The organism is Bradyrhizobium sp. WSM4872 (assembly GCF_055811715.1).
The window spans coordinates 44,130-67,211 of the sequence record NZ_JBVVPT010000017.1; the positions used below are offsets into that span (position 1 = coordinate 44,130).

Annotated in this window: 23 protein-coding genes; 16 read left to right on the forward strand and 7 right to left on the reverse strand. The window is 63.5% G+C overall.

Going from position 1 to position 23,082, the window contains the following annotated elements; all coding sequences use genetic code 11:
- Positions 1-96 precede the first annotated feature (96 nt).
- On the reverse strand, positions 97-672 hold the full coding sequence (locus AC0L3C_RS22025) for a hypothetical protein (RefSeq protein WP_473264891.1): 576 nt from the start codon (positions 670-672) through the stop codon (positions 97-99).
- A 42-nt stretch (positions 673-714) separates the two neighbouring features.
- Complete coding sequence (locus tag AC0L3C_RS22030; protein WP_473281778.1) at positions 715-1,242, reverse strand: GcrA family cell cycle regulator; 528 nt, start codon at positions 1,240-1,242, stop codon at positions 715-717.
- A gap of 165 nt (positions 1,243-1,407) precedes the next feature.
- Here AC0L3C_RS22030 and AC0L3C_RS22035 point away from each other — a divergent pair, with 165 nt between their 5' ends.
- Both AC0L3C_RS22035 and AC0L3C_RS22040 read left to right on the forward strand, forming a co-directional pair.
- Positions 1,408-2,016 carry a S24 family peptidase gene (locus AC0L3C_RS22035; RefSeq protein WP_007601486.1) on the forward strand — a complete coding sequence of 203 codons (609 nt, stop codon included), beginning with the start codon at positions 1,408-1,410 and terminating at the stop codon, positions 2,014-2,016.
- A 96-nt stretch (positions 2,017-2,112) separates the two neighbouring features.
- Positions 2,113-2,388: a hypothetical protein gene (locus AC0L3C_RS22040; protein ID WP_085395314.1), complete on the forward strand. Its 276-nt coding sequence runs from the start codon at positions 2,113-2,115 to the stop codon at positions 2,386-2,388.
- Positions 2,389-2,529: 141 nt separating this feature from the next.
- Here the strand turns inward: AC0L3C_RS22040 and AC0L3C_RS22045 are convergent, their stop codons facing one another.
- Positions 2,530-3,504, reverse strand: a complete 975-nt coding sequence (locus AC0L3C_RS22045; RefSeq protein ID WP_473281780.1) for a quinone oxidoreductase family protein — start codon at positions 3,502-3,504, stop codon at positions 2,530-2,532.
- Between the two features lie 224 nt (positions 3,505-3,728).
- On the opposite strand from AC0L3C_RS22045, the gene AC0L3C_RS22050 reads away from it, so the two are divergent.
- From AC0L3C_RS22050 to AC0L3C_RS22060, 3 genes are all read left to right on the forward strand, one after another.
- Positions 3,729-3,929: a hypothetical protein gene (locus tag AC0L3C_RS22050; protein ID WP_007612817.1), complete on the forward strand. Its 201-nt coding sequence runs from the start codon at positions 3,729-3,731 to the stop codon at positions 3,927-3,929.
- 147 nt (positions 3,930-4,076) lie between these two features.
- Positions 4,077-5,024 carry an AAA family ATPase gene (locus AC0L3C_RS22055; protein ID WP_473264894.1) on the forward strand — a complete coding sequence of 316 codons (948 nt, stop codon included), beginning with the start codon at positions 4,077-4,079 and terminating at the stop codon, positions 5,022-5,024.
- Positions 5,025-5,029: 5 nt separating this feature from the next.
- Entirely contained in the window at positions 5,030-6,406 is a 1,377-nt protein-coding gene (locus tag AC0L3C_RS22060) for a vWA domain-containing protein (RefSeq protein WP_473408969.1), read from the forward strand.
- A gap of 19 nt (positions 6,407-6,425) precedes the next feature.
- Here the strand turns inward: AC0L3C_RS22060 and AC0L3C_RS22065 are convergent, their stop codons facing one another.
- Positions 6,426-6,608, reverse strand: a complete 183-nt coding sequence (locus AC0L3C_RS22065) for a hypothetical protein (protein WP_473408970.1) — start codon at positions 6,606-6,608, stop codon at positions 6,426-6,428.
- A 351-nt stretch (positions 6,609-6,959) separates the two neighbouring features.
- Here AC0L3C_RS22065 and AC0L3C_RS22070 point away from each other — a divergent pair, with 351 nt between their 5' ends.
- Both AC0L3C_RS22070 and AC0L3C_RS22075 read left to right on the forward strand, forming a co-directional pair.
- Entirely contained in the window at positions 6,960-7,181 is a 222-nt protein-coding gene (locus AC0L3C_RS22070) for a hypothetical protein (protein WP_473264896.1), read from the forward strand.
- Positions 7,182-7,398: 217 nt separating this feature from the next.
- Complete coding sequence (locus AC0L3C_RS22075) at positions 7,399-8,718, forward strand: dicarboxylate/amino acid:cation symporter (RefSeq protein WP_018456682.1); 1,320 nt, start codon at positions 7,399-7,401, stop codon at positions 8,716-8,718.
- 10 nt (positions 8,719-8,728) lie between these two features.
- Here the strand turns inward: AC0L3C_RS22075 and AC0L3C_RS22080 are convergent, their stop codons facing one another.
- Together AC0L3C_RS22080 and AC0L3C_RS22085 are read right to left on the reverse strand one after the other, a co-directional pair.
- Positions 8,729-10,102 (reverse strand): hypothetical protein, encoded by a 1,374-nt coding sequence (locus AC0L3C_RS22080; protein ID WP_473408971.1) that lies wholly within the window; start codon positions 10,100-10,102, stop codon positions 8,729-8,731.
- Between the two features lie 97 nt (positions 10,103-10,199).
- Complete coding sequence (locus AC0L3C_RS22085; RefSeq protein ID WP_473281788.1) at positions 10,200-11,459, reverse strand: allantoate amidohydrolase; 1,260 nt, start codon at positions 11,457-11,459, stop codon at positions 10,200-10,202.
- Between the two features lie 402 nt (positions 11,460-11,861).
- Between AC0L3C_RS22085 and AC0L3C_RS22090 the strand changes: the two genes are divergently transcribed.
- The 6 genes from AC0L3C_RS22090 to AC0L3C_RS22115 are packed head-to-tail and all read left to right on the forward strand — an operon-like array spanning position 11,862 to position 17,734.
- Complete coding sequence (locus tag AC0L3C_RS22090) at positions 11,862-12,974, forward strand: BMP family ABC transporter substrate-binding protein (protein ID WP_007612830.1); 1,113 nt, start codon at positions 11,862-11,864, stop codon at positions 12,972-12,974.
- Positions 12,971-14,083, forward strand: a complete 1,113-nt coding sequence (locus AC0L3C_RS22095) for an ABC transporter permease (RefSeq protein ID WP_473264899.1) — start codon at positions 12,971-12,973, stop codon at positions 14,081-14,083. Before AC0L3C_RS22090 ends, AC0L3C_RS22095 begins: the two co-directional genes overlap by 4 nt.
- A 1-nt stretch (position 14,084) precedes the next feature.
- Entirely contained in the window at positions 14,085-15,011 is a 927-nt protein-coding gene (locus AC0L3C_RS22100; protein WP_473281794.1) for an ABC transporter permease, read from the forward strand.
- Positions 15,012-15,022: 11 nt separating this feature from the next.
- A complete protein-coding gene (gene biuH / locus AC0L3C_RS22105) occupies positions 15,023-15,706 on the forward strand; it encodes a biuret amidohydrolase (protein ID WP_473264901.1) in 684 nt (227 codons plus the stop codon).
- The gene (locus AC0L3C_RS22110) at positions 15,703-17,235 is read left to right on the forward strand and encodes an ABC transporter ATP-binding protein (RefSeq protein WP_473408972.1); all 1,533 of its coding nucleotides are present in this window, start codon (positions 15,703-15,705) and stop codon (positions 17,233-17,235) included. The genes biuH and AC0L3C_RS22110 overlap by 4 nt, the downstream gene beginning before the upstream one ends.
- A gap of 13 nt (positions 17,236-17,248) precedes the next feature.
- Positions 17,249-17,734, forward strand: coding sequence for a nucleoside deaminase (locus tag AC0L3C_RS22115; protein ID WP_473408973.1), 486 nt, complete (start codon positions 17,249-17,251; stop codon positions 17,732-17,734).
- A gap of 112 nt (positions 17,735-17,846) precedes the next feature.
- On the opposite strand, the gene AC0L3C_RS22120 is transcribed toward AC0L3C_RS22115, so the two are convergent.
- Positions 17,847-18,956: a hypothetical protein gene (locus AC0L3C_RS22120; RefSeq protein WP_473264904.1), complete on the reverse strand. Its 1,110-nt coding sequence runs from the start codon at positions 18,954-18,956 to the stop codon at positions 17,847-17,849.
- Positions 18,957-19,527: 571 nt separating this feature from the next.
- Between AC0L3C_RS22120 and AC0L3C_RS22125 the strand changes: the two genes are divergently transcribed.
- The 3 genes from AC0L3C_RS22125 to AC0L3C_RS22135 are packed head-to-tail and all read left to right on the forward strand — an operon-like array spanning position 19,528 to position 23,078.
- Positions 19,528-21,099, forward strand: a complete 1,572-nt coding sequence (locus AC0L3C_RS22125) for an ABC transporter ATP-binding protein (RefSeq protein WP_473408974.1) — start codon at positions 19,528-19,530, stop codon at positions 21,097-21,099.
- Positions 21,083-22,174, forward strand: coding sequence for an ABC transporter permease (locus AC0L3C_RS22130; protein WP_473408975.1), 1,092 nt, complete (start codon positions 21,083-21,085; stop codon positions 22,172-22,174). Before AC0L3C_RS22125 ends, AC0L3C_RS22130 begins: the two co-directional genes overlap by 17 nt.
- Positions 22,161-23,078 carry an ABC transporter permease gene (locus tag AC0L3C_RS22135; protein ID WP_473264906.1) on the forward strand — a complete coding sequence of 306 codons (918 nt, stop codon included), beginning with the start codon at positions 22,161-22,163 and terminating at the stop codon, positions 23,076-23,078. Before AC0L3C_RS22130 ends, AC0L3C_RS22135 begins: the two co-directional genes overlap by 14 nt.
- The last annotated feature ends 4 nt before the right edge of the window (positions 23,079-23,082 follow it).

Below are 23,082 nucleotides of genomic sequence, written 5' to 3' on the forward strand. Positions count from 1 at the left end.
CGGGCCCCCCCCACCCCCCCCAACACACCACACCCAGCCACCCACCCACCCCCCCCGCCGGCGCCCCCCGCCCGGGGGGGGGGGCCCGCGCCGGTGTCATTCGTGTTGCCCTGAACGCCGTGTCCCCGTTTCCGTGGCAAAGCCATAGATCAGCGCCAGCCGGTCCAGGCATTCACGAAAACGCCGCGCAAAATAGTCGATCCAGCGCTGCGTGCGCACGGCGCGACGTTGGCCGATCTCGTCCATGGTCAGGCCCAGCACCAACACGTCGTGCACTAGCGCGGCACCGTCTGTGCCGAGTTCGCGCTCGATCCGGTTCAGCCGCAGCACCGCCTCGCGTTGGCTCTCGGTGACCGGCTCGCGCGTGCGCGCCCCATCGACATATTCGCGAGTCGGGTCCATTGCCTGAAGGCCTCGTTCGGCCCTCTCCCAATCGTTCTGGAAGGCGCGCCCGCCGCGATACTGCGCCTCGTCGATCTGATGGTGCGCATGCAGCCGGCCGAGCGGATCGCTGCGGATCGACCGCACGGCCACAATCTTCTCGCCGGGGTCGAGCGCCAGCGGATTGTCAACCTCGACTTCCGCCACCTCCGCATTGAACGGTATCTCACGTGAGCGTCGGTCGTAGACATTCGCCAATTTGTAGGACCTGTTGCGTCGGACACGTGCCACTCGGATACTCCTTGCGAAATTGACGATTGAACGGGCGGTGCGTCAGGCGGCAGAGACCAACCGCAGCACGACGGGGCCGGCGACGCGGGCGGATCCAGTTCCGGCGCGGCGCGTTAGGCGCGCATGCGGCGTGCAATAGCTCGAGCCCGGCTCACGCGGATGGCCGCAGAAGGTGATCTCCTCCCCGTCCTTGTCGCCGCCATAAGGATAGCGACAGTCCTCGCCCGCGAGTTCGACCAATGGGACCAGGCGCGGCTGGACGCCGACGCAGCGCAATTTGACCTGCGCGGCAGGCTTCATCGCAGATTTCGGCGGCAGGTTCAGTAACGCGGGACGGTGCGGGAGGATAAGACAGGCTCCAGACGGCAGCGCCGGGACGATCGACGGGCCCGTCGTCCGTATCTGCACGACCAGCCCGAGCCGCTTGGCGCGGCCGACCACCGCGTTGCGCGTGTAAGCCGTTCCAAACCTTGCGTTAATCCGTCTTCCGATCTCAGCATAAGACATTCCCTTGAGAAAATAGTCGCGAAGCGCGTCGGAGTGCTCCGACGACCAATGGCCCGGTTCCATGCTGCTGTCCTGTGATGCGCCTCCTCCGATCGCACGATCGCGAGGCGGAGCCCACATTCCGGTATTCCGAAGTCGAAGTCAAGCGGTAATTCTGATATTCATAATTGCATCAATTCCGAATTTCGGATTACAAGAGACGGACGATGGACAATCGAGGGAATCACCATGTTGGACGCTGCAATGATCGAACGGGGCCTGGAAAAGACGGGCAAGAGCAAGGGCGGCCTGGCGGCTGCCATGGGCGTACGCCCCGGCGCTGTCTCGGAGATCCTCGGCGGCGAACGCCTGGTGAAGGCTTCGGAAATCATACCGATCATGGAATATCTCGAGCTCAATCTCGCGCCGATCATGGGCCGGGTCGGGGCGGGTGCCGTGATCGAGCCGGATTATGAGCAGGTTCCCCCCGAAGGCCTTGGCGACATCGCGCTGCCCTTCCCGATCATGGAGGAGACCATCGCATTCGAGATCGTGGGCGATTCGATGCTGCCCAAATACGAGAGCGGCGACGTCATCGTGGTCTACAAGGACCAGCGCCATCCCCTGTCGAGCTTCTACGGCGAGGAGGCCGTGGTCCGGCTCAAGACCGGTGAGCGCTATCTGAAGACGATCGAGCGGGGCAAATCCCCCTCCGTCGTCAATCTCACCAGCTTCAATGCCAAGCAGATCGTCGGCGTGAAACTGGAGTGGGTCGGCGAGATCTGCCTGTCCATGCCCAAGGGGCAGCTGGAGCGGCTGCGCGCCAAATCGGCTCGCCCTCGCAAGAGGAGCAAGTAGGCCAAAATTCCGTTTTTACGAAATGAAGCTTGACTTGCTTCCGTTTTTCGGAAATACTCTGCCGTGCTCCGCCATGGGGCACGGCAGGATCGTTCCATGCAGTATTTCGTCGTGATGATCGACTATGGACGCCGCGGCCGCGAGGCGGTCGTCGACCCTGAAATCACCAGGCGCGAGGTCATTTCGCGCGTCGCCTCAGGTGAATATCGAAATATCTCGTTCATCCAGGAAATCGTGGAGAATTCGGTCGAAGACGTGACCGAGGCGATCCTCGCTGAGGCTGCCCTGCCCCGGATCCCGCCCGAAGAAGTCGACCTCCAGGCTCTCCGCCTCGATCACGCCCGCGATCTGCGCAAGCACGAGCGGACGTGACGTAGACCCAGGGTCGGCCTTTTCCGGTCCGATCGAATCGGATCGGATCCTAGATTGTTATTTTGACACGCTTTCTTGACGCGAACCGGAATCCACTTCGCTCGAAAACGCTCTGCCAGCGCACCACGCCCCGTTCGGAGATCACACCGTGAGAACGGTTGATCCCGTGGTCTTGCGCGCGGCGAGATCGGCATGGGCCTTGGCGGCGTCCTTCAGTGGATAGGTCTGGTGCACCTCGATCTTGACCGCGCCGGACTTGACGACGTCGAACAACTCGCCTGCCATCGCGACCAGGCTCTCACGCTTGGCGGCGTAGGTGAACAGCGTCGGGCGGGTGACGTAGAGAGAGCCCTTCTGCGCGAGCAAACCGAGATTGAGCGGCTCGACGGCGCCGGAGGACGCACCGAACAGCGCTGCGACGCCGAGCGGCGCGAGGCAGTCGAGCGACTTCAGGAACGTATCCTTGCCGACGGAGTCGTAGACCACCGGCACCTTCTTGCCGCCCGTGATCTCGTCCACGCGCTTCACGAAATCCTCGCGGCTATAGATGATGACGTGGTCGCAGCCATGCGCTTTGGCGAGCTTGGCCTTCTCGTCGTTGCTGACCGTGCCGATCACGGTCGCGCCGAGATGCTTGGCCCACTGGGAGAGAATCAGGCCGACGCCACCGGCGGCCGCATGGAGCAGGATGGTGTCCCCGGCCTTCACGCGATAGGTCTGCCGGATCAGATATTGCGTGGTGAGCCCCTTCAGCATCATCGCCGCCGCGGTCTTGTCGTCGACACCGTCCGGCAGCTTCAGCAGTCGGTCGGCCGGGATCAGCCGCGCTTCGGAATAGGCGCCGAGCGGCGAGGCGCCGTAGGCGACGCGATCGCCCGGCTTCAAATCGGTGACACCGGCCCCGACCTCCTCGACGACACCGGCAGCCTCGCTACCAAGCCCGCTCGGCAGTTGAGCCGGGTAAACGCCGGAACGGTTGTAGATGTCGACGAAGTTGAGACCGACGGCGGTATGGCGGATTCGCGCCTCGCCCGGTCCGGGCTTGCCGACACTGACCTCCTCCCAGACCAGCACTTCCGGACCACCAGTCTTGTGAAAGCGAATGGCATGCGTCATGGGCGTTGCTCCCTTATCGTTGAGGTCAAAGTCTGAACACCGGATCGGGCTTTTGAAATAGGTATTCGGTCCGCCCGTCACAGTACAGAGACGTAACAAGAATGTCACAGCGAACGACAAACCTCCGCCGTTCCGCCTCTGTTCGAAAGAGTTGATGTCGGCCTTTCGCCGGCCGGCAGTAGCCTTCGCGTGGGTTTGGAGGTCGTCTGCGAAGGAGAGCCGAGATGCCAGCTTATGTACAGCATCATCAGGATATCGAGATCGCGCCTGTGATTTGCCCTGCTTGCATGGGGTTCCTTCCAATGTATGTGCGCGAGGTCGAACCGCATTGGAGTCTTGCCAAGATCGACTTCGTCTATGAATGCGCCGATTGCGGTGCCGAGGTCAGACAGACGATCCGCAAGCCGGAGTTGCTGCGGCACTGATCCCGGGCCGGTAGCCGCCCGACTATTTGCGTTGAGCGGAAAAAAACTCCCATTGGCGCGGGTCTGGCCTCTCCCAAACGAGGCTTGTTCTTTGCCGTGAACGCAGGCAGAACAAGCCTCAATCAAGACCTTTCGGAGCGCCTTTTCGTGGCTGAACAGAAGCCCTCGACAGCGATCGAGGCAGTGGAGAGCGGCCTCGCCGCGCAAGGCTATATCGCGAGCCGGCAGATCGCGACCGCCGTCTATTTGTCGCAACAGATCGAGAAGCCGATCCTGGTCGAAGGACCCGCGGGCGTCGGCAAGACCGAACTTGCCAAGGCGATCGCGGCCTGGCGCGGCCTGAAGATGATCCGCCTGCAATGCTATGAAGGCCTCGACGAGGCCAAGGCGCTCTATGAATGGAAATACGCCAAGCAGCTTCTCTACACGCAGATCCTCAAGGACAAGCTCGGGGAAGTCCTGGGCGGCGCGCAGACTTTGCACGCTGCACTTAATCAGCTTCACGATTTCGGTGACGTGTTCTTCTCCAAGGAGTTCGTCGAGCCGCGGCCGCTGCTGCAAGCGCTGGAGCAGCCGGGCGGCTGCGTGCTCCTGATCGACGAGATCGACAAGTCGGATGCGGAGTTCGAATCGTTGCTGCTGGAAATTCTCTCCGACTTCCAGGTCACGATTCCCGAGCTCGGCACCGTCTCCGCGATCACGCCGCCAACTGTGATCCTCACCTCCAACAGCGAGCGCGATCTCGGCGATGCCTTGAAGCGGCGCTGCCTGCATCTGCACATCGGCTTCCCCGAGCAACGGCTCGAGGAGCGCATCGTCGAGAGCCGCGTCCCCAACATTTCGGAGACGCTGCGGCGGCAGATGGTCGGCTTTATCCACGAAATCCGCTCGCTCGACCTGAAGAAGCTGCCTTCGGTCAGCGAGACCATCGACTGGGCGCGCGTGCTGGTGCTCTTGCAGGCCTCGGAGCTCGACACCGAGATCGTCAAGGACACGCTCAACGTGCTCCTGAAATACGAGGCCGACATCGAGGCGGCTCAGCCTCAGATTACGACCTTCATCGCCAAGGCAGCACGATCCAACGTCTTCGGTTGACGCCGATGCGCGAGAATATCCACCGTTTCTTCCGTGCCGCACGGGGCGCCGGCGTCCATGTCTCGCCTGCCGAAAGCATCGATGCGATGCGCGCGGTCGCGCAGGTCGGCGTTTCCGACCGGACCATCCTGCGCGATGCGCTCCTTCTGACGCTCGCCAAGTCGCAGGACGAAAAGCTCGCGCTCGGTGACTGTTTCGATCTGTTCTTCAGCCAGCCGGAGCCGCGGCAGGAACAATCTGAAGCCAACAGCAACGATGTTTCGGAGGACGCGGATCGATCTCCGTCGTCCGGCGAGGCCAGCGATGCGAGCGCCGGTTCGCTTCCCGCAGAATTGGGGCCCCTCGCGCAGATGCTGCTGTCGCAGGATCGCAATGCGATCACCGCCGCGATCGCCAGCGCCTCAGGTGCGGCCTCCCTATCCGACATCCGCTACTCCACTCAGCGCGGCATCTTCTCCAGCCGCATGCTCGACGCCATGGGGCTCCAGCGGCTACGCGACGATCTCGACGAGCTGACCGCGACCAATCCGGCACTGGCCGAGCGGCTTCGCGCCGCGCTCGATGGCTTGCGCGAAGCCGTTCGCGACACCGTCGCGCAGGGGCTTGCGCTCTATGCCCGCGAGGAGGCTGAAAACCTCCGCAACGAGATTCTGCGCAACGCGCCGCTTGCCCGCATCGAGCGGCGCCATGTCGCGGAAATGCGCGCTCTCATCCGCCAGATCGCGCGGCGCCTGCGCGAGCGCTATTCGAAACCACGCAAGCGCCAACGGCGCGGTCATCTCGACGTCCGCCGCACGCTGCGCCGCAACGCCGCCTGGGGCGGCATCCCCTTTCTCACGGCCTGGAAGCGCAAGCATCGCGACCGGCCGAAGATCGTGGCGCTCTGCGACGTCTCGGGCTCGGTCGCGCAGGTCTCGGATTTCTTCCTGCTCCTGATCCACTCGCTGCACGAGGTGGTCGACGACGTCCATTCCTTCGCCTTCTCCTCGCATCTGATCGAAGTCAGCGACATCCTGGAATCGAAACCGCCGGAAGAGGCGATGGCCGAGATCATGTCCAAGGTCGGCTTCGGCTCCTCCGACTACGGCTCTTCGCTGGCCGATTTCGACAAGGAGTTCATGAGCACGCTGACGCCGCAGACGACGGTGATCGTGCTGGGCGATGCCCGCAGCAACAATCTCGATCCGCGCGCCGACATCCTGCGCCGCATCTCTGAGCGCTCGAAGCGACTGGTGTGGCTCAATCCCGAAGGACGTCTCGCCTGGGGCTTTGGCGATTCCGAGATGCCGCGCTATGCGAGCTTCTGCAGCGTGGTGCGCCAGTGCGCCACCGCGCAGCAGCTCGAGCGCGCGGTGTCCGATATTGTGGCGACTTATCAGTAGGCCTTACTCACAGCCGGCGTCAGTTTCGCACCAGCTCCGTCTGAGGGACATTGCACTCCCGAAAATGATAGGCGATCTCGTCAAGCGCGCGCTGCTCCCATTCTTGAGCTTGCGCAAGCCAGAAAACCCGGCGCTGGAAATCAAGCGCGGCGCGCTCCCGGCACAGAGATTCCTGACTGCGAATTTCGACCAGTCTGTTCATGCACTCCACTCCTGGCGTGTGAAGCCATTCCTCGCAAACAAGCGTAACAGAATTCCGAACCCTTCGTCTCATGATTTCTGTGCATATTGCGACGCAGAATGGGACAGCAGCGCTTCCCGTGCAGTGCGGTGGTTCGCGGACCAACATCAAGCCCACATCATCAATATGTGATCGGGCTCCGGACGATCCTCGTGATCGAGCGGTCTTTAACTCGTGTAGCGCAATGGCGTGCGGCAATTTGTGAAGAGAGGTTCTAAACGCCTCACCGAATTCCCGACTCATTGTCGTCGCACGGTGTTCATGCAGCGCCTCTAACAGAGGCGCACGAACGGCACTGCGGCTTGAGGCAACATGAGCAACGACATCGACTTCGATCTTTCGCCGGACCAATGGGAGGTTCTGAAGGCGCTTCGCAACCCGGTTTCGAACGGTCGTCTTTCCAAGGCCTATATCATCGAGAGCCTCGTCAAGCTTGGTCTTGTCGTCGTCTGCGACGGCGTGCCGGTCATGACGCCGAATGGACGCAAGGTGCTGGTACGTGGATCGTGTCGGTTGCTGGATCTCGCGGCGTGACGTGGCTACCCGCGTGCGGAACGTGACCGTAGGACCGCAAAATCGCCTGTCCACGTGACCTATGACACCTCGAACGGTCTCCCGGTGCCGATGCGCATGCCCAGTCGCACCGCAAAAAGCGACCAATTAGACCTCCTCCTCAGCGAAAACCGCGACAATCTGGCACGCTAGTTGCTCCTTTCGACGATCGAGACGTCGTAAAAACGGGGGAGTCACCATGTCGACCATTGCCGCGGCCCCGGCCGCCGAGCCAAAGCCGCTCTACACATCGCTATTCGTTCAGGTCCTGGCCGCGCTGATCCTCGGCATCATTCTAGGGGTGGCCGCGCCAGATTTTGCGATCTCCCTCAAGATTCTCAGCGACGCCTTCCTGAAGCTAATTTCGATGATAGTGGCGCCGATCGTGTTCTGCGTCGTCGTGCATGGCATTGCCGGCGCGGGCGACCTCAAGAAGGTCGGACGGGTCGGCGTCAAGGCGCTGGTCTATTTCGAGGTGATGACCACAGTCGCGCTCGTGGTCGGTCTTATCCTGGCCTACACTTTCGGCCCCGGTCATGGCATGAACATCGACCCTTCGACGCTGGATGCCAAGGCGCTCAACACCTATGCCGACAACGCCCACAAGCTTCAGGGCGGCGGCATCGGCTCCTTCCTGCTCAACGTGATCCCGAGCACCTCGTTCGACGCCTTGTCGCGCAACGACGTGCTCCAGGTGCTGTTTTTCGCCGTGCTGTTCGGCGTAGGCCTCGCACTGGTCGGCGGCGAGAAAGGCAAGCTCGTCACGTCGATGATCGATGCCGCCTCGACCGTGCTGTTCCGCGTCATGGGGCTTATCGTCCGCGTCGCTCCACTTGGCGTTCTCGGCGCAGTCGCCTACACCGTCGGCAAATACGGCGTCGGCTCGCTCAAACAGCTCGTCTCACTGGTGGCGCTGTTCTACGTCTCGGTCGGCATCTTCGTGCTGGGCGTGCTCGGCGGCGTCATGGCGCTCGCCGGCATCAACATCCTCAAATTCCTCGCCTACCTGCGCGAGGAGTTGACCATCGTGCTCGCGACCGCCTCGTCGGACGCCGTGCTGCCGCAGATCATGAAGAAGCTCGAGCGGATGGGCGTAAAGGATTCCGTGGTCGGCCTGGTGATCCCGACCGGATATTCCTTCAACCTCGACGCCTTCTCGATCTATCTCACGCTCGCGGTCGTCTTCATCGCGCAGGCGACCAACACGCCGTTGTCGTTCGGCGACCTCCTGCTGGTGCTCGGCGTCTCCCTGATCACCTCCAAGGGCGCGCATGGCGTGCCGGGCTCTGCGATCGTGATTCTGGCGGCGACGCTGAACGCCGTGCCGAGCATCCCTGCGATCGGTCTCGTGCTGGTTTTGTCGGTCGACTGGTTCATCGGCATGGCTCGCGCGGTCGGCAACCTCACCGGCAATTGCGTTGCGACCGTGGTGGTCGCCGCTTGGGAAGGCGATCTCGACCGCGCCAAGGCGGCCAAGGTCCTCGACGGTGGCGAGCTTGTGGACGTGACGGCGGGGTAACGACCGCCGTTCAGTCATTCCACTGGAGGAGCGGCGTTCCATGCGCCCTCCTCCAGACGGAGAGGAAACGCGGAAACCAGGAGTGGGCCACGGCGCCCTTGTAGGCCCAGGTGCGATACTTCAGGCCCTGTTCCGAGATCAGTTCCTGATAGCCGCCGTGGACTTCGGTCGCGGTGCGAATGTCCTTCAGAATTCCCTGGGCGCAGGATCGGTAGGTATCGCTCCCCGAGCATTCGTCGTAATCCAGCATGCGATCCGCGAACTCGACGTTGAACGTCGGCCAGGAGGAACGCCCCTGGTAAGCGGGAGCCGCGATCTTGTGGATCATCTTGTTCCGCGGATTATCTGCGGACACCAGGAAGTGGAATGTGCCGGGGATGCGAAAGCGCGGCTCCGCGACGATCAGATCCGCCGTGGCCGCGAACAGGGCGCGCTCGCTTTCCTTGTTCATATCCCAGAAGCCGCGATGCACGCTGACGAAATCCAGCGCGACTGAGAACACCGGTGATTCCGTGGGGCCATCCAGGGAATGCCTGATATAGCCGCCTTTGCCGAACAGGTGGAGCAGGTCCCTCTTGTACTGCGCCAGGTCGCGTCCGAGCCGCCGCTTCAGCTCGTTCTCGTCGACGATTCCGAGCCGCACGCCCCACACGAATGTCGTGTAGACGCAGGCATTGGTGACGAAACGCCTGCGCTCGGCGCGCGTGTCGGTTGCCGCGGAGCGCGGAGCACTAGCGTCGCACAGCAAATACGTGGAGCCATCATCGTTGAACGGCTCGAGCTCGCTTGCGAGCTGGAGGATCGCGCGCTTCAGATCACCGCAATATTCGGCCAGGAGCAGGCGGCCGGCATGCGCGCATTGCGACATCGCCAGATAGGATGACGCTCTCTCCTCGGCAGAGATCATCTGCCGGAGGCCGGCCAGAATGCCGAGCAGCGTATCCGAAGGGCACGAGAAATAGTTCACGCCGAGATACCGGGCGCGCCCGGCCGGAACGATGGTCGTCGTGACGACGTTGGCGCGAACCGCTTCCAGCAGCAGGCGGACGCTCTCTTCGAGCAGACGAGCCCGCCGCACCGCATCCTGCGAATCCATGATGGTGTCGGGGTCGAGGACGTCGGGATAGAACCAGGCGAAGTCGCGCGGATAGTACGCAGAAGCGTGCGGTGCGCCGGTGACGAGAAAGGACTCGGTCAACGAAAAGGCGCTGTCCATCGAATGCCGATAGAGGTCCTCGATGGACGTGAACGGATGATGCGACTTCCTCAGGAATCGATCGCCGAGAAAGTTCACGGCCTGAAGCGCGTTGGCAACGAAGGTCGCCATCACGCCCTGGTAAAACCGGTTTCCGCGATGGGATGGAGAAGAGATGCCGCTGTTCATAGGCGCCGTCGAATGGTCTCTCGTGGTTCGGCGGGAAGCCGTCGCGGCTCTAGACCTGTCTGATTCGTGTCTCTATCCCGTGACTTGCGGGTTCAGTTTAGCCCTCCCGCGGCCGGAAGTTCTCGATGACGCACAGCAACACCCGCGCGCCGGCGTCGGCATCGGCGAGCTCGACATGCTCGTCCGGGTGATGGCTGATGCCGCCGCGACAGCGGACGAAGATCATGCCGACGTCGGCAATGTCGATCATGGCCATACCGTCATGCCCCGCTCCGCTCGGCAGCTCGAACACGGAAAAACCTTCCGCTTGGATGGCCTGCGCGATCTGCTCCTTGAGCCAAGGCGCGCAGGGCGCGGTGCGGTTCTCGTGGGTGACGTCGAGCTGAAGAGTCAATTGGCGACGCTTTGCGATGGCTTCGATCTGCCTGACGACATCGGCGACCGCGCGCTTGCGGTGCATGTCGGTCGGCGCCCGCATATCGATGGTGAACGACACCTCGCCCGGAATGACGTTGGTTGCGCCGGGCCTCGCCTGGATGTAGCCGACGGTGCCGACCAGCCCACCTTCGTCGGTGCGACAAAACTGCTCGATCGCGCCGATGCATTCGGCCGCGCCCGCCAACGCATCGCGCCGGAGCGCCATCGGCACCGTGCCCGCGTGCCCCGCCATGCCGGTCAGCCGCGCGGCAAGCCGTGTCGCGCCCGCGATCGCGGTGACCACCCCGACGGGCAGGTTTTGTGCTTCCAGCACCGGCCCTTGCTCGATGTGCAGCTCGAGATAGGCAAGCAGCTCGCGCCGCGCCCGAGCGGCCGCGCCGATATGATCAGGATCGAGCCCGAACTGCACCAGCGCATCGCGCATGGCGACGCCATCGCTGTCGCGTGTGTTGAGGACGCTTTCGTCAAACGTGCCGGCCACCGCGCGGCTGCCGAGCAGGGTCGAGGCAAAACGTACCCCTTCCTCATCCGCAAAACCGACGATTTCGATCGCGAACGGCAGGCGCTTGCCGCGACGGTTGAGATCCGCGACGCAGGCGATCGCCGTGATCACGCCCAACGGCCCATCCCATTTGCCGGCATCGCGCACGGTGTCGTAGTGCGAGCCGAGCATCAGACACGGCGCGCCCGGCCGCTCCCCTTCGTAGCGCCCGCAGACATTGCCGATCGCGTCGAGACGCGCACTCATGCCGGCGTCGCGCATCCAGCTCAGGATGAGGTCCGCCGCCTTGCGCAGCTCGCCAGTCAGATAGATGCGGGTGAGCTTGTCGCCTTCTTCTGAGATCGCCGCGAGCTCGTTGATCCCTCGCACGATCTCTTCGCCGAGCGAACCATTCTGAACGGCGTTACCAGCAGCCATCTCGGCGAGCTTTCCATCTTGGGACCGCGGCGCCGGCGGTCCTGGCGACAATCGATTCAAGTTCGGTGCCAGCGAAATCACGCTGCCGACATCGTTCCGATCAGCGCGTGGTTAGCATGAATGCGGTCGTCGGCAGACCGCCCGGCCCTCGTCATGCACATGTCCAAGCCGGTTAAGACTGCTTAACTCCATTGCATACAATCATAAAATACTGCCTATATTTTCATCTGCTGCTTTCCTGATCAAGCTCGGATCACAGGAAATAGCAAATTACTTTCAATAACTTAATTGGAAATTCTCTTTCGGTAGCCTCTGGCACGAAGCTTGCGACAATCTATCCCGGGCTCCGCCAGACCGGCGCAGCGCGAGATGAGGCGGTGCATCCGCCAAGGGGAGCAAGCAATGGAATTTGGCAGGATCTCACGACGTCATTTGTTGCAGGGCGGTGCGGCCCTCACCCTCGGTGCGGCGACGGGCATTCGTCCGGCTTTCGCGGCCGAGACCACCATCGGATTCATCTACGTCGGCTCGCGCGACGACTATGGCTACAACCAGGCGCATGCCCAGGGCGCGGCGGCGCTGAAGAAGATTCCCGGCCTCAAGGTCGTGGAAGAAGAGAAGGTGCCGGAGACCGACGCAGTCGAGAAGACGATCGAGTCCATGATCAATCTCGACGGCGCCACCCTGCTCTTCCCGACCTCGTTCGGTTACTACAATCCGCACATGGTCAAGATGGCCAACAAGTTCCCGAAGCTGCACTTCGAGCACTGCGGCGGCCTGTGGAGCGACAAGGACCCGAAAAACGCCGGCAGCTATTTCGGCTATATCGATGAAGCCCAGTACATCTCGGGCATCGTCGCCGGCTATAGCTCCAAGAGCGGCAAGCTCGGATTCGTTGCCGCCAAGCCGATCCCGCAAGTGCTGCGCAACATCAACGCATTCGCGCTCGGCGCGAGGCTTGCCAATCCCAAGGCCACCACGCAGGTCATCTTCACCGGTGACTGGTCGATGCCGGTCAAGGAAGCCGAGGCCACCAACAGCCTGATCGATCAGGGCGTCGACGTCCTGACCTGCCATGTCGACGGTCCGAAGACCATGGTCGAGAACGCCGCGCGACGGGGCGCCATGGTGTGCGGCTATCACGTCAACCAGTCGCCACTCGCGCCGAAGGCGTATCTCACGGGCGCCGAGTGGAACTGGGAAGCGCTGTACCCCAAGTTCGTCAAGATGATCGCCGCCGGCGAGAGCATCCCGAACTTCTATCGCGGCGGCCTCAAGGAAGAGATCGTCAAGACCTCGCCGTATGGCGAAGCGGTCTCCGCCGAGGCGCGCAAGCACGCCGACGACGTCAAGGCCAAGTTCTTGTCCGGTGACGGCTATGCCATCTTCAAGGGAGGGCTGGTCGACAACAAGGGCAAGACGGTGATCGCGGCCGGCACCGATCGCGGCCAGAAGGACCCCGAACTCGAGAAGATGGACTATCTCGTGGAGGGCGTGGTCGGGGCGACTTCGTGACGGCGGAAGCTGCGGATCCCGTTGAAGCGGTCGGGACAGTTGCCCCGGCCGCCGATCCGGGATTCCTCCAGCGCCACGGCGGAGCGATCGAATATATCCTGATCCCGGGCGCGGCGCTGGCCGGCGCGCTCGGGGTCTTCGGCATCTTCGTCGCGATGTCCGGCAAGAGCCCGCTCGACCTCTATTTCTTCATGTACTACGGCGCGTTCGGCACCTGGTTCTCATGGCAGAACACGCTGACGCGCGCGGCGCCGCTGATCCTTACCGCACTCTGCACGGCGCTGCCCGCGCAGCTCGGCATGGTCATCATCGGCGGCGAAGGCGCACTCCTGATCGGCGCGCTGTCGGCAACCAGCGCGGCACTGGTGCTTCAGGGCATGCCGCCGCTCATCGTGCAGATCGCCATGGTGGTCGCCGGCGTGATCGGCGGTGGCCTGTGGGTCATGCTTTCCGGCGCGCTGCGGCAATATCGCGGCGTCAACGAGACGATCTCGAGCCTGCTGCTCGTCTACATCGCACTCGCGGTCCTCAACCATCTCGTCGAAGGCGTGATGCGCGACCCCGCCAGCCTCAACAAGCCGTCGACCCGCGAGATCGGTGCGGCCAACATGATCGGATCGATCCCCGGCACCGACGTGCATTGGGGTCTCGTGTTCGGCCTGATCGCCGCGATTGCCGCCTATATCCTGATCTATCACACCGTGTTCGGCTTCGCTGCGCGCGTTGCCGGCGGCAACATCCGCGCTGCGAAGATCGTCGGCCTCAATGTCAGCAAGCTGATCCTCACCGTCTGCTTCCTCGCCGGCGGCGCCGCGGGCCTTGCCGGCATGGTCGAGGTCGCCGCCGTGCAGGGGCGCACCAACGCCAACCTCGCCGCAGGCTACGGCTTCACAGGGATTCTCGTCGCCTTCCTGGCGCGGCAAAATCCGCTTGCCATTATCCCCGTCGCGATCCTGCTCGGTGGTATCAGCGCCAGCGGGGGGCTGTTGCAGCGCCGCCTTGGATTGCCGGATGCATCCGTGCTGGTGCTGCAAGGCATTATCTTCGTCTTCGTACTGGCCAGCGATGCGCTCTACGGCCGTATCGGGTTTCTGAAGGGAAAGTCCTGAGATGGCAGACGGCTCGATCGGACTCTGGACGGTCCCGCTCGCCGTGCTCGGCGGCGCAATTCGCGTCTCGACCCCGTTCCTTTTCGTGAGCCTGGGCGAATGCATCACCGAGCGCTCAGGCCGCATCAATCTGGGGCTCGAAGGCACGCTGGTGATGGGCGCGATGAGTGCCTACGGCATTTCCTACCTCACGGGATCGCCCTGGCTGGGCGTGCTCGCCGCTGGCATCACCGGCGCGCTGCTGGGCGCGCTGCATGCCGGCATCTGCTCGCTGCCGCGCGTCAACGACGTCGCGGTCGGCATCGCGCTGATGCTGTTCGGCACCGGCCTAGCTTTCTACCTCGGCAAACCGTTGATCGAGCCGACGGCACCTCGACTGCCCGCAATCGATTTCGGCTGGTGGAGCGATATCCCTCAGGTGCGCGCGGCCCTTCGGGTCAACGTGCTCTTCCTGATCGGCGTCGCGCTCGCGCCAATTCTTTACTGGGCCTTCCGGACTACGCGCTGGGGCCTCCTGATCCGCACCGCTGGCGAGAGTTCGGACGCAGCGCGTGCGATGGGCCACTCCGTGCTGCTGATCCGCCTGCGCGCGACCATGGTCGGCGGCTTCCTCGCTGGCATCGGCGGTTCGTTCCTGTCGCTGTTTTATCCCGGGAGCTGGAACGAGGGCCTGTCCTCGGGCCAGGGTATCACGGCCGTGGCGCTGGTGATCTTCGCGCGCTGGGACCCGCTGCTTTGTCTCTGGGCCTCGCTCGCCTTCGGCGGCGCCGCGGCGCTGGGCCCGGCGCTGCAATCGGTCGGCGTCACCTCCGGCTACCACCTCTTCAACGCCGCCCCTTACATCCTGACGCTGGGGATCATGATCATCACCTGCTCGCCGAAACGCACGCTGACCGGAGCCCCGGCCGAATTGTCGATCACCCGCTAGAGAGCGAAATTATGCCCGAGCGCACCATCAAGTCCGAGCCCTATGCATGGCCCTATAACGGCGACCTCCGTCCCAAGAATACCGCGCTCATCATCATCGACATGCAGACCGATTTCTGCGGCGTCGGCGGCTATGTCGACAAGATGGGCTATGACCTCTCACTGACGCGGGCGCCCATCGAGCCGATCAAGAGACTGCTCACGGCAATGCGGAGCCAAGGCTTTCACATCATCCATACCCGCGAAGGCCACCGTCCCGATCTCTCGGATTTGCCCGCCAACAAGCGCTGGCGGTCCCGGCAGATCGGCGCCGGCATCGGCGATCCCGGCCCGTGCGGCCGCATCCTGGTGCGCGGCGAGCCCGGGTGGGACATCATCCCGGAGCTCGCGCCGCTGCCCGGCGAACCGATCATCGACAAGCCCGGCAAGGGCTCGTTCTGCGCCACCGATCTGGAGCTGATCCTGCGCGTGCGCGGCATCGAGAACATCGTGCTCACCGGGATCACCACCGACGTCTGCGTTCACACCACCATGCGTGAGGCCAACGACCGCGGCTTCGAATGCGTGCTGTTACATGACTGCTGCGGTGCGACCGACAAGAGCAATCACGAGCACGCGCTGAAGATGATCAAGATGCAGGGTGGCGTGTTCGGTGCGGTCTCGACCTCCGACGCCTTCATCGGAGCGATTTCGTGATCGTCGGCGAAACGCCGCCACCATCGGGCGCCTTCGGCGTCGATGCGATCGCCATGACCATGCGCTTCGGTGATTTCCTGGCGCTGGACAATGTCGCGCTGAAAGTGCGACCGGGTTCGTTCCACGCGTTGCTCGGTGAGAACGGCGCCGGCAAGTCGACCCTCGTCAAATGCATCATGGGTTACTATCACGCCACCGAGGGCGACATTCTGGTCGGCGGGCGCGAGCAGGCGATCGGCAATCCGAAGGACGCCCACGCACTCGGCCTCGGCATGGTCTACCAGCATTTCACGCTGGTGCCGGCGATGACGGTCGCCGAAAATCTGGTGCTGGCCCGCGATGACGTGCCGGCTGTCGTGAACTGGCCGAAAGAGATGAAGGAGCTCGAGGCCTTTCTCGCGCGCATGCCGTTCAAGGTGCCGCTCAGCTCAAAAGTCTCCGACATCTCCGCGGGTGAACGGCAGAAGTGCGAGATCCTCAAGCAGCTCTACCTGAAGCGCCGCTTCCTGATTCTGGACGAGCCGACTTCGGTGCTGACCCCGGCGGAAGCCGACGAAGTGCTCGGCATGCTCCGCGACATGGTCGTCAAGGGCGAGCTGACCATCCTGATGATCACGCACAAGTTCCGCGAGGTCATGGCCTTCGCCGACGACGTCACGATCCTGCGCCGCGGCAAGCTCGCCGGCGCCGGCAAGGTTTCCGAACTGACGCCGGACGCGATGGCGCGCACCATGATCGGCGCCGAGGAGCTGACGGTACAGCCGCCGCGCACTGGTGAGGCAGGCAAGGCGAGGCTGGAGCTGGCGAAGATCCGCGCGCTCGACGACGCCGGCGCCATCGCCGTGCATGACGTCTCCCTCACGGTCCGTGCCGGCGAGATCGTCGGCATCGCCGGCGTCTCCGGCAATGGCCAGCGCCAGCTCGTCGAGGTGCTGGCCGGGCAGCGCGAGGCTGAGAGTGGCGAGATCCGCGTCGCCGGCGATCCCTATCACGCCAGCCGCGAGGAGATGCGGCGGCACAACATGTCACTCCTGCCGGAGGAGCCGCTGAAGAACGCCTGTGTCGGCGGCATGAGCGTCGCCGACAACATCGCCTTCCGCGAGTTCGACCGGGCGCCTTTCGCGAGCCTCGGCTGGTGGCTCAACCGCGGCGCCTTCCGCGTCGACGCCAGGAAGAAGATCGCACAGTACAAGATCAAGACCCGCACGCCCGACACGCCGATCTCGGCGCTCTCGGGCGGCAACGTCCAGCGCGCCGTGCTGGCGCGCGAGCTCGGCGGCGACGTCGAGGTGCTGATCGCAGCCAATCCCTGCTTCGGGCTCGATTTCGCGGCGGTGGCGCAAATCCATGCCGAGATCATGGCCGCACGCAACCGCGGCGCCGCGGTGCTGCTGGTCAGCGAGGATCTCGACGAACTGCTTGAGCTCTCCGATCGCCTGGTGGTGATGTTCCACGGTGAATTCGTGTATGAAGCACGGACCAGCGAAGCCGATCTCACCGTGGTCGGCCGGCATATGGCGGGGCATTGACCAGGGAAGAGCGATGAGCGGCGGGTCCGAGCGCGACGAGCACTTCCTCCGCCTTTCCTTTGCGGTCGCCCGCCGTTCCCTCACCCACGGCAACCATCCCTTCGGCTGCATCGTGGTCGATGCCGAAGGCAAGGTCCTGATCGAGGCAGAGAACGGCTATATGCCGGATCACGACGGCACCGCGCATGCCGAGCGCCTCGCCGCCACGCAGGCCTGCCGCACGCTCGGACGCGAGGTGTTAGCGAGGACCACGCTCTATTCCTCCGCCGAGCCCTGTGCGATGTGCGCCGGCGCGATCTACTGGGCCGGCATCGGCCGTGTCATCTATGGCCTCAGCGAGCACCGCCTGCGCGGCTTCACCGGCGATCATCCGGAGAACCCGACCCTCGACCTGCCGTGTCGCGAGGTTTTTGCCAGCGGCCAGCGGCCGACAGAGGTTGCAGGGCCGCTGCTCGAAGACGAGGCCGAAGCGTTGCATGACGGCGTGTGGACGAAATAGGCGGCGCCGAGGGGCCTCGCCCAGCGTTCGCCGCCTGACGGCACCGGCCTATCCACAAACGAAGATGACGCCGCGGAGGTTTACGCGGCGTCATCTGAAGCGTGTCAGCTGGTTAGAACTTCACAGTGACACCGGAGTAGAGCGAGGACTCGGTGCAGGATCCGGTGCTCACCCTCGCGCCGCCGACCAGGGTGGTGCAGGCCACGGCGTTGTTGTGATCGAGGCCGAACTTGTTCTGCCAATAGCGGTAGGCGACCCAGACGTCCACGAAGTGCGAGTACTTCTCACCCCAAACCGCCTTCGAGGCATCGAGGGTCAGGCGGATCGGCTCGGAGTTGAACTCGACCTTGGTGGGATAGACGCCGTTGGCGACGCTGGCGGGAAGCGGCTCAGTGTCGGTGCCCTTCTTGCCGTACCACGCCGCGCGGCCGCTGATCGAGAAATACTGCATGTTCTGCGGCAGGAAGCCGAGGTCCATATAGTAGTTGGTTTCGATCGCCCAGGTCGGCTTGAACGACGTGTTGCCGTCCGCAATACACGGAGCGGACCAACCGGCGCCGCACTGCGAGAACGAGTTGTGGTTGGCGAACTCCCAATACACCAACGGCGCGACGTTGAAGTAGCCCTTATAGGGAAGATCGAAGGCGAACTGTAGACCGGCGACAACGTCGCGCTTGGCAGCGCCGAAATACCGGTTCTCCGTATTGGCATCCATGCCAACCTCGAACGAGATGTTATGCAGCGGGCCCTGCGTGAACGCCTTGGTGTTGAAGATCTCGTTCCAGCCGAAGGTCGAGCGGAAAAGGCCGTAGATTTCTGTCGCGCCGGCACAGCTCGTCGGCGTCGCTGCGAAGCCCGCAGCCGGCGAAACGACCACGCCTGTGGCGGTACACGGGCCTGCCGGATCGTTGTGGTCCGACTTGAACATCGAGATGGTGAAGAAGTTGGTGCCGTAGGTCCAGGCATCGAAGTGGGTGAAGGAGTAGACCTGCTTCGTCGTCTTGGCGTTGATCACGCCGTTGGTGTTGGTGAACGCACCGGGCTGCGAGGCGTTGAAGATGTAGGAGAAGGTGACGCGGTCGTCGATCACCAGGAAGAACGGAAGGTCGGCCGCCTTCTTGGCAGCCTTGACCGGCAGATCCGCCGCCTGAGCCAGGCCACTGGTAGCAACCGTAGCAAGTGACAGCGCGCCTGCTGCAATTGCCTTGAAACGAAACGACATCCTGAATACCCCCAAGTTTGGACACGTAAAAATGAACGTCCCTTGGGTGCGACACTTGCGCCGATCTCCCGGAGTGAGAAGCCTCAACTTGTTTCAAGGCATGCCGCTTGTTTGCACAGCGCGCTGCGTTTCACCGGCGAATTTGGAAGGCCAACCTCACCGCCACGCCGTCGGGCGAGAGTGGCCATTGCCGGATATCCCCATTTGATTTCGCTCGCCTTTTCATATCGACCGGACAATGCAGACAAGACGGGCGGGAGCCACTGTTGAGGTGTTCGCAAATGCATACACTCGATGGCGCGTCTCTGCTCAACTTCACGCCAAGCCTGCATAGCGGGTTCCGATTTGGCTTGAGCCGTCACAAATTTGCAACAGGCGTCACACGCAAGCCGTGACTGCAAAGGCTGCTCGGAAGGTATCTGAGGACGATCGCCGCCGGCGAGAGCCGCGACTCGCCGACCCACCTGCCTGCCGAAGCGTTGAGCAAGGGATGACGCTTTTTCACACCTTACGCAGCAGTTCAAACTAGCCCAGTATTGAGGCACTTCACCCCATGCAAGCGCATCAGCGAATGTTGGATCCCACGGCTAACAGCCTGCATTCCGGCGAGTCCCCGCTCCTCAAGACGGTCGGGCTCACCAAGCACTATGGCGATTTCCTCGCCAACGACGCCATCGACATCGATATCTGGCCAACGGAAATCCATGCGCTGCTCGGCGAGAACGGCGCCGGCAAGTCGACGCTGGTCAAGGCGATCTACGGGCTGATCCAGCCCAGCGCCGGCCAGATTTTCTGGCAGGGCCAGCCGATCGTGCTGTCCGGTCCGTCGGAAGCGCGCAGCCGCGGCATCGGCATGGTGTTCCAGCATTTCTCGTTGTTTGACAATCTCACGGTCGCCGAGAACGTCGCGCTCGGCCTCGACGGGAAAGAATCCTTCAAGGACATGTCGGCGCGGCTTGAGCAGGTGTCGAAGACTTATGGATTGCCGCTCGATCCCAAACGCGAGGTCTGGCAATTGTCGGTCGGCGAGCGCCAGCGCATCGAGATCGTTCGCGCGCTGATGCAGGATCCGCAATTCCTGATCCTCGACGAGCCCACCGCGGTGCTGACGCCGCAGGAAGCCGACCAGCTCTTCGTCGTGCTGGAGCGGCTCAAGGCCGAAGGTCGCGCCATCCTCTATATCAGCCACAAGCTCGAAGAGGTGAAGCGCCTGTGCGACACTGCAACGATCCTGCGCGGCGGCAAGAAGGTGCAGACCTGCAATCCCAGGCTTGAGACCGCCGCGTCGCTCGCGCGCATGATGGTCGGCGGCGAGATCAAGGAGGTGAAGGCGTCCGCCGGCCGGCAGACCACCGTGCCGCGCCTCGTCGTCAACGATCTCTCGCTCGCCCCTGGCGAGGCCCATGGCGTGCGGCTCGAGCACATCTCGTTCGAGCTGAAGGGCGGCGAGATCCTCGGCATCGCCGGGGTCGCCGGCAACGGCCAGGACGAACTATTCGCCGCGCTGTCCGGCGAACGCCTCTCGAAGGATCCCGGCACGATTGTGATCGAAGGCCTTGCTGCCGGCCATCTCTCGATCACGCAGCGCCGCAAGCTTGGCGCGGCTTTCGTTCCCGAGGAGCGGCTCGGCCATGGCACCGCGCCGCGCATGAAGCTTTCGGAGAATGCGCTGCTCACCGGCCACGCCGCCAGCGGCATGGTTCATCACGGCTTTATCGATACTGCGGCCACTCTGAAGACGGTCGACCGCGCAACCGAGACGTTCGACGTCCGCAAAGCCAAGCGCGATCCGGAAGCAGCATCCCTCTCCGGCGGCAATTTGCAGAAATTCATCGTGGGACGCGAGATCCTGCGCAATCCCGCGGTGCTGGTGGTAAGCCAGCCGACCTGGGGCGTCGACGCCGGTGCTGCCGCCGTGATCCGGCAGGCGCTGCTTGATCTCGCAACCGCAGGCGCCGCCGTGCTCGTGACCAGCCAGGACCTCGACGAGCTCGCGGAAATCGCCGACCGCATCGCCGTGATGTTCCATGGCCGTCTTTCTGCGCCGCTCGCCACCAGCGAGGCGACGCGCGAAAAAATCGGCCTGTTGATGGGCGGCAGCATGCTGGAGCCGAGGGAGGCCGCGCATGCAGTTGGTGCTTGAGAAGCGCGCCGAGCGCTCCAACACGATCGCGCTGATCTCTCCGCTGATCGCGATCGGCCTCACGATCGTGACCATGGTCATCCTGTTCGCGATCCTCGGCAAGAATCCGCTGCTCGCGCTGCACGCCTATTTCATCGCACCTTTGACCGACAGCTATTCGCTCCAGGAAATCGCGGTGAAGGCGACACCGCTGGTGATGATCGCGATCGGACTATCGCTCTGCTATCTCGCCAATGCCTGGAACATCGGCGCCGAAGGGCAGTTCCTGATCGGCGCCGTCGCCGGAAGCTGGATTGCGGTGAAGACGCAGGGCACCGACGCCGGCATCTGGGTGCTGCCGGTCATGCTCGTGCTCGCTGCCGCCGCAGGCGCGCTCTATGCACTGATCCCGGCAATCTGCAAGGTGAAGTTCGGCGCCAGCGAGATCCTGACCAGCCTGATGCTGGTCTATGTCGCCGATCTCTTCCTCGACTATCTCGTGCGCGGCCCCTGGCGCGATCCGCACGGTTTCAACTTCCCGACCACGGCCGAGTTCGATCCCGTCGCAACGGTGCCGCTGCTGATCGAAGGCGGCCGGCTGCATCTCGGCTCCATCATCGCCCTCCTTGTCGTCGCCGCGGCGGCGATCCTGCTCGGACGCACCATCAAGGGATTCGAGATTCGCGTGGTCGGTGCAGCGCCCCGCGCCGCACGGTTCGGCGGCTTCAATTCCAACCAGTTGATCCTCCTGACCTTCGCCGTCTCGGGCGCGCTTGCCGGCCTCGCCGGCATCATCGAGGTCGCGGGTCCGGTCGGGCATCTGCAGCCCGGCATCTCGCCGGGTTACGGTTTTACGGCGATCATCGTGGCCTTTCTCGGCCGTTTGAACCCCCTTGGAATATTAATTGCAGGCCTTTTTCTCGCATTGACCTTTATCGGCGGCGAGCAGGCGCAGATCGCGATGAAGATCCCGTTGGACGTCACCAAGGTTTTTCAGGGCATCCTGCTGTTCTACGTGCTCGCCTGCGATTCCCTCATTCTCTACCGGTTCAAGCTGGTCTTCCCGAACCGACAGGTGGCTCGTGGAACTCATTGAAGCCATCATCCTCGCGGTGCTCGCCGCCTCGACGCCGCTCCTGATCGCTGCGACCGGCGAGCTCGTGACCGAGCGCTCCGGTGTGCTCAATCTCGGCGTCGAGGGCATGATGATCGTCGGCGCCGCATGTGGCTTTGCAGGTGCGTGGCTGACCGGCTCGATCTTTATTGGCGCACTGTTCGGCATGGTCGCTGGCACCTTGATGTCACTGGTCTTCGCACTGATGGCGCTCGGGCTTGCGGTCAACCAGGTTGCGACAGGGCTGGCGCTGACCATCCTGGGCGTCGGACTCTCCGGCCTGATCGGCGCCGGTTTCGTCGGCGAGCGCATCACGCCGGCGCTGCATCTCAACATTCCCGGCCTTACCGACATCCCGCTGGTCGGCCGCGTGTTGTTCGGCGAGGACGCCTTTGTCTATTTCTCGCTGGCGCTGGTCATCGGCGTGTGGTGGTTCCTGTACCGCACGCGGCCAGGATTGATCCTGCGCGCCTGCGGCGACAATCATATCTCCGCGCATGCGCTCGGTTATCCCGTGCTGCGCATCCGCACCTTCGCGGTGATGTTCGGCGGCGCCTGCGCCGGACTTGCCGGCGCCTATCTGCCGCTCGCCTATACCCCGTTCTTTATTCCGGGCATGACCGCAGGCCGCGGCTGGATCGCATTGGCGCTGGTGGTGTTCTCGTCCTGGCGGCCAGGCCGCCTCGTGGTCGGCGCGTATCTGTTCGGCGCGGTGACGATCCTGCAGCTGCACGCGCAGGGCTGGGGCGTCGGCATTCCCTCGCAATTGATGTCGGCGCTGCCTTACCTTGCGACGGTCATCGTCCTGGTCCTGCTCTCCCGCGCGCGCACGGGCGGATCCACCGCACCGGCTGCGCTTGGCACCGTGTTCGTGCCTGACCGCTAGCGTT

Coding starts and splice junctions, on each gene's coding strand:
- AC0L3C_RS22125 (WP_473408974.1), top strand. CDS start 19,528: ATGTTGGATCCCACGGCTAACAGCCTGCATTCCGGCGAGTCCCCGCTC.
- AC0L3C_RS22030 (WP_473281778.1), bottom strand. CDS start 1,242: ATGGAACCGGGCCATTGGTCGTCGGAGCACTCCGACGCGCTTCGCGAC.
- biuH (WP_473264901.1), top strand. CDS start 15,023: ATGCCCGAGCGCACCATCAAGTCCGAGCCCTATGCATGGCCCTATAAC.
- AC0L3C_RS22130 (WP_473408975.1), top strand. CDS start 21,083: ATGCAGTTGGTGCTTGAGAAGCGCGCCGAGCGCTCCAACACGATCGCG.
- AC0L3C_RS22100 (WP_473281794.1), top strand. CDS start 14,085: ATGGCAGACGGCTCGATCGGACTCTGGACGGTCCCGCTCGCCGTGCTC.
- AC0L3C_RS22035 (WP_007601486.1), top strand. CDS start 1,408: ATGTTGGACGCTGCAATGATCGAACGGGGCCTGGAAAAGACGGGCAAG.
- AC0L3C_RS22120 (WP_473264904.1), bottom strand. CDS start 18,956: ATGTCGTTTCGTTTCAAGGCAATTGCAGCAGGCGCGCTGTCACTTGCT.
- AC0L3C_RS22040 (WP_085395314.1), top strand. CDS start 2,113: ATGCAGTATTTCGTCGTGATGATCGACTATGGACGCCGCGGCCGCGAG.
- AC0L3C_RS22085 (WP_473281788.1), bottom strand. CDS start 11,459: ATGGCTGCTGGTAACGCCGTTCAGAATGGTTCGCTCGGCGAAGAGATC.
- AC0L3C_RS22045 (WP_473281780.1), bottom strand. CDS start 3,504: ATGACGCATGCCATTCGCTTTCACAAGACTGGTGGTCCGGAAGTGCTG.
- AC0L3C_RS22060 (WP_473408969.1), top strand. CDS start 5,030: ATGCGCGAGAATATCCACCGTTTCTTCCGTGCCGCACGGGGCGCCGGC.
- AC0L3C_RS22090 (WP_007612830.1), top strand. CDS start 11,862: ATGGAATTTGGCAGGATCTCACGACGTCATTTGTTGCAGGGCGGTGCG.
- AC0L3C_RS22075 (WP_018456682.1), top strand. CDS start 7,399: ATGTCGACCATTGCCGCGGCCCCGGCCGCCGAGCCAAAGCCGCTCTAC.
- AC0L3C_RS22070 (WP_473264896.1), top strand. CDS start 6,960: ATGAGCAACGACATCGACTTCGATCTTTCGCCGGACCAATGGGAGGTT.
- AC0L3C_RS22065 (WP_473408970.1), bottom strand. CDS start 6,608: ATGAACAGACTGGTCGAAATTCGCAGTCAGGAATCTCTGTGCCGGGAG.
- AC0L3C_RS22115 (WP_473408973.1), top strand. CDS start 17,249: ATGAGCGGCGGGTCCGAGCGCGACGAGCACTTCCTCCGCCTTTCCTTT.
- AC0L3C_RS22050 (WP_007612817.1), top strand. CDS start 3,729: ATGCCAGCTTATGTACAGCATCATCAGGATATCGAGATCGCGCCTGTG.
- AC0L3C_RS22080 (WP_473408971.1), bottom strand. CDS start 10,102: ATGAACAGCGGCATCTCTTCTCCATCCCATCGCGGAAACCGGTTTTAC.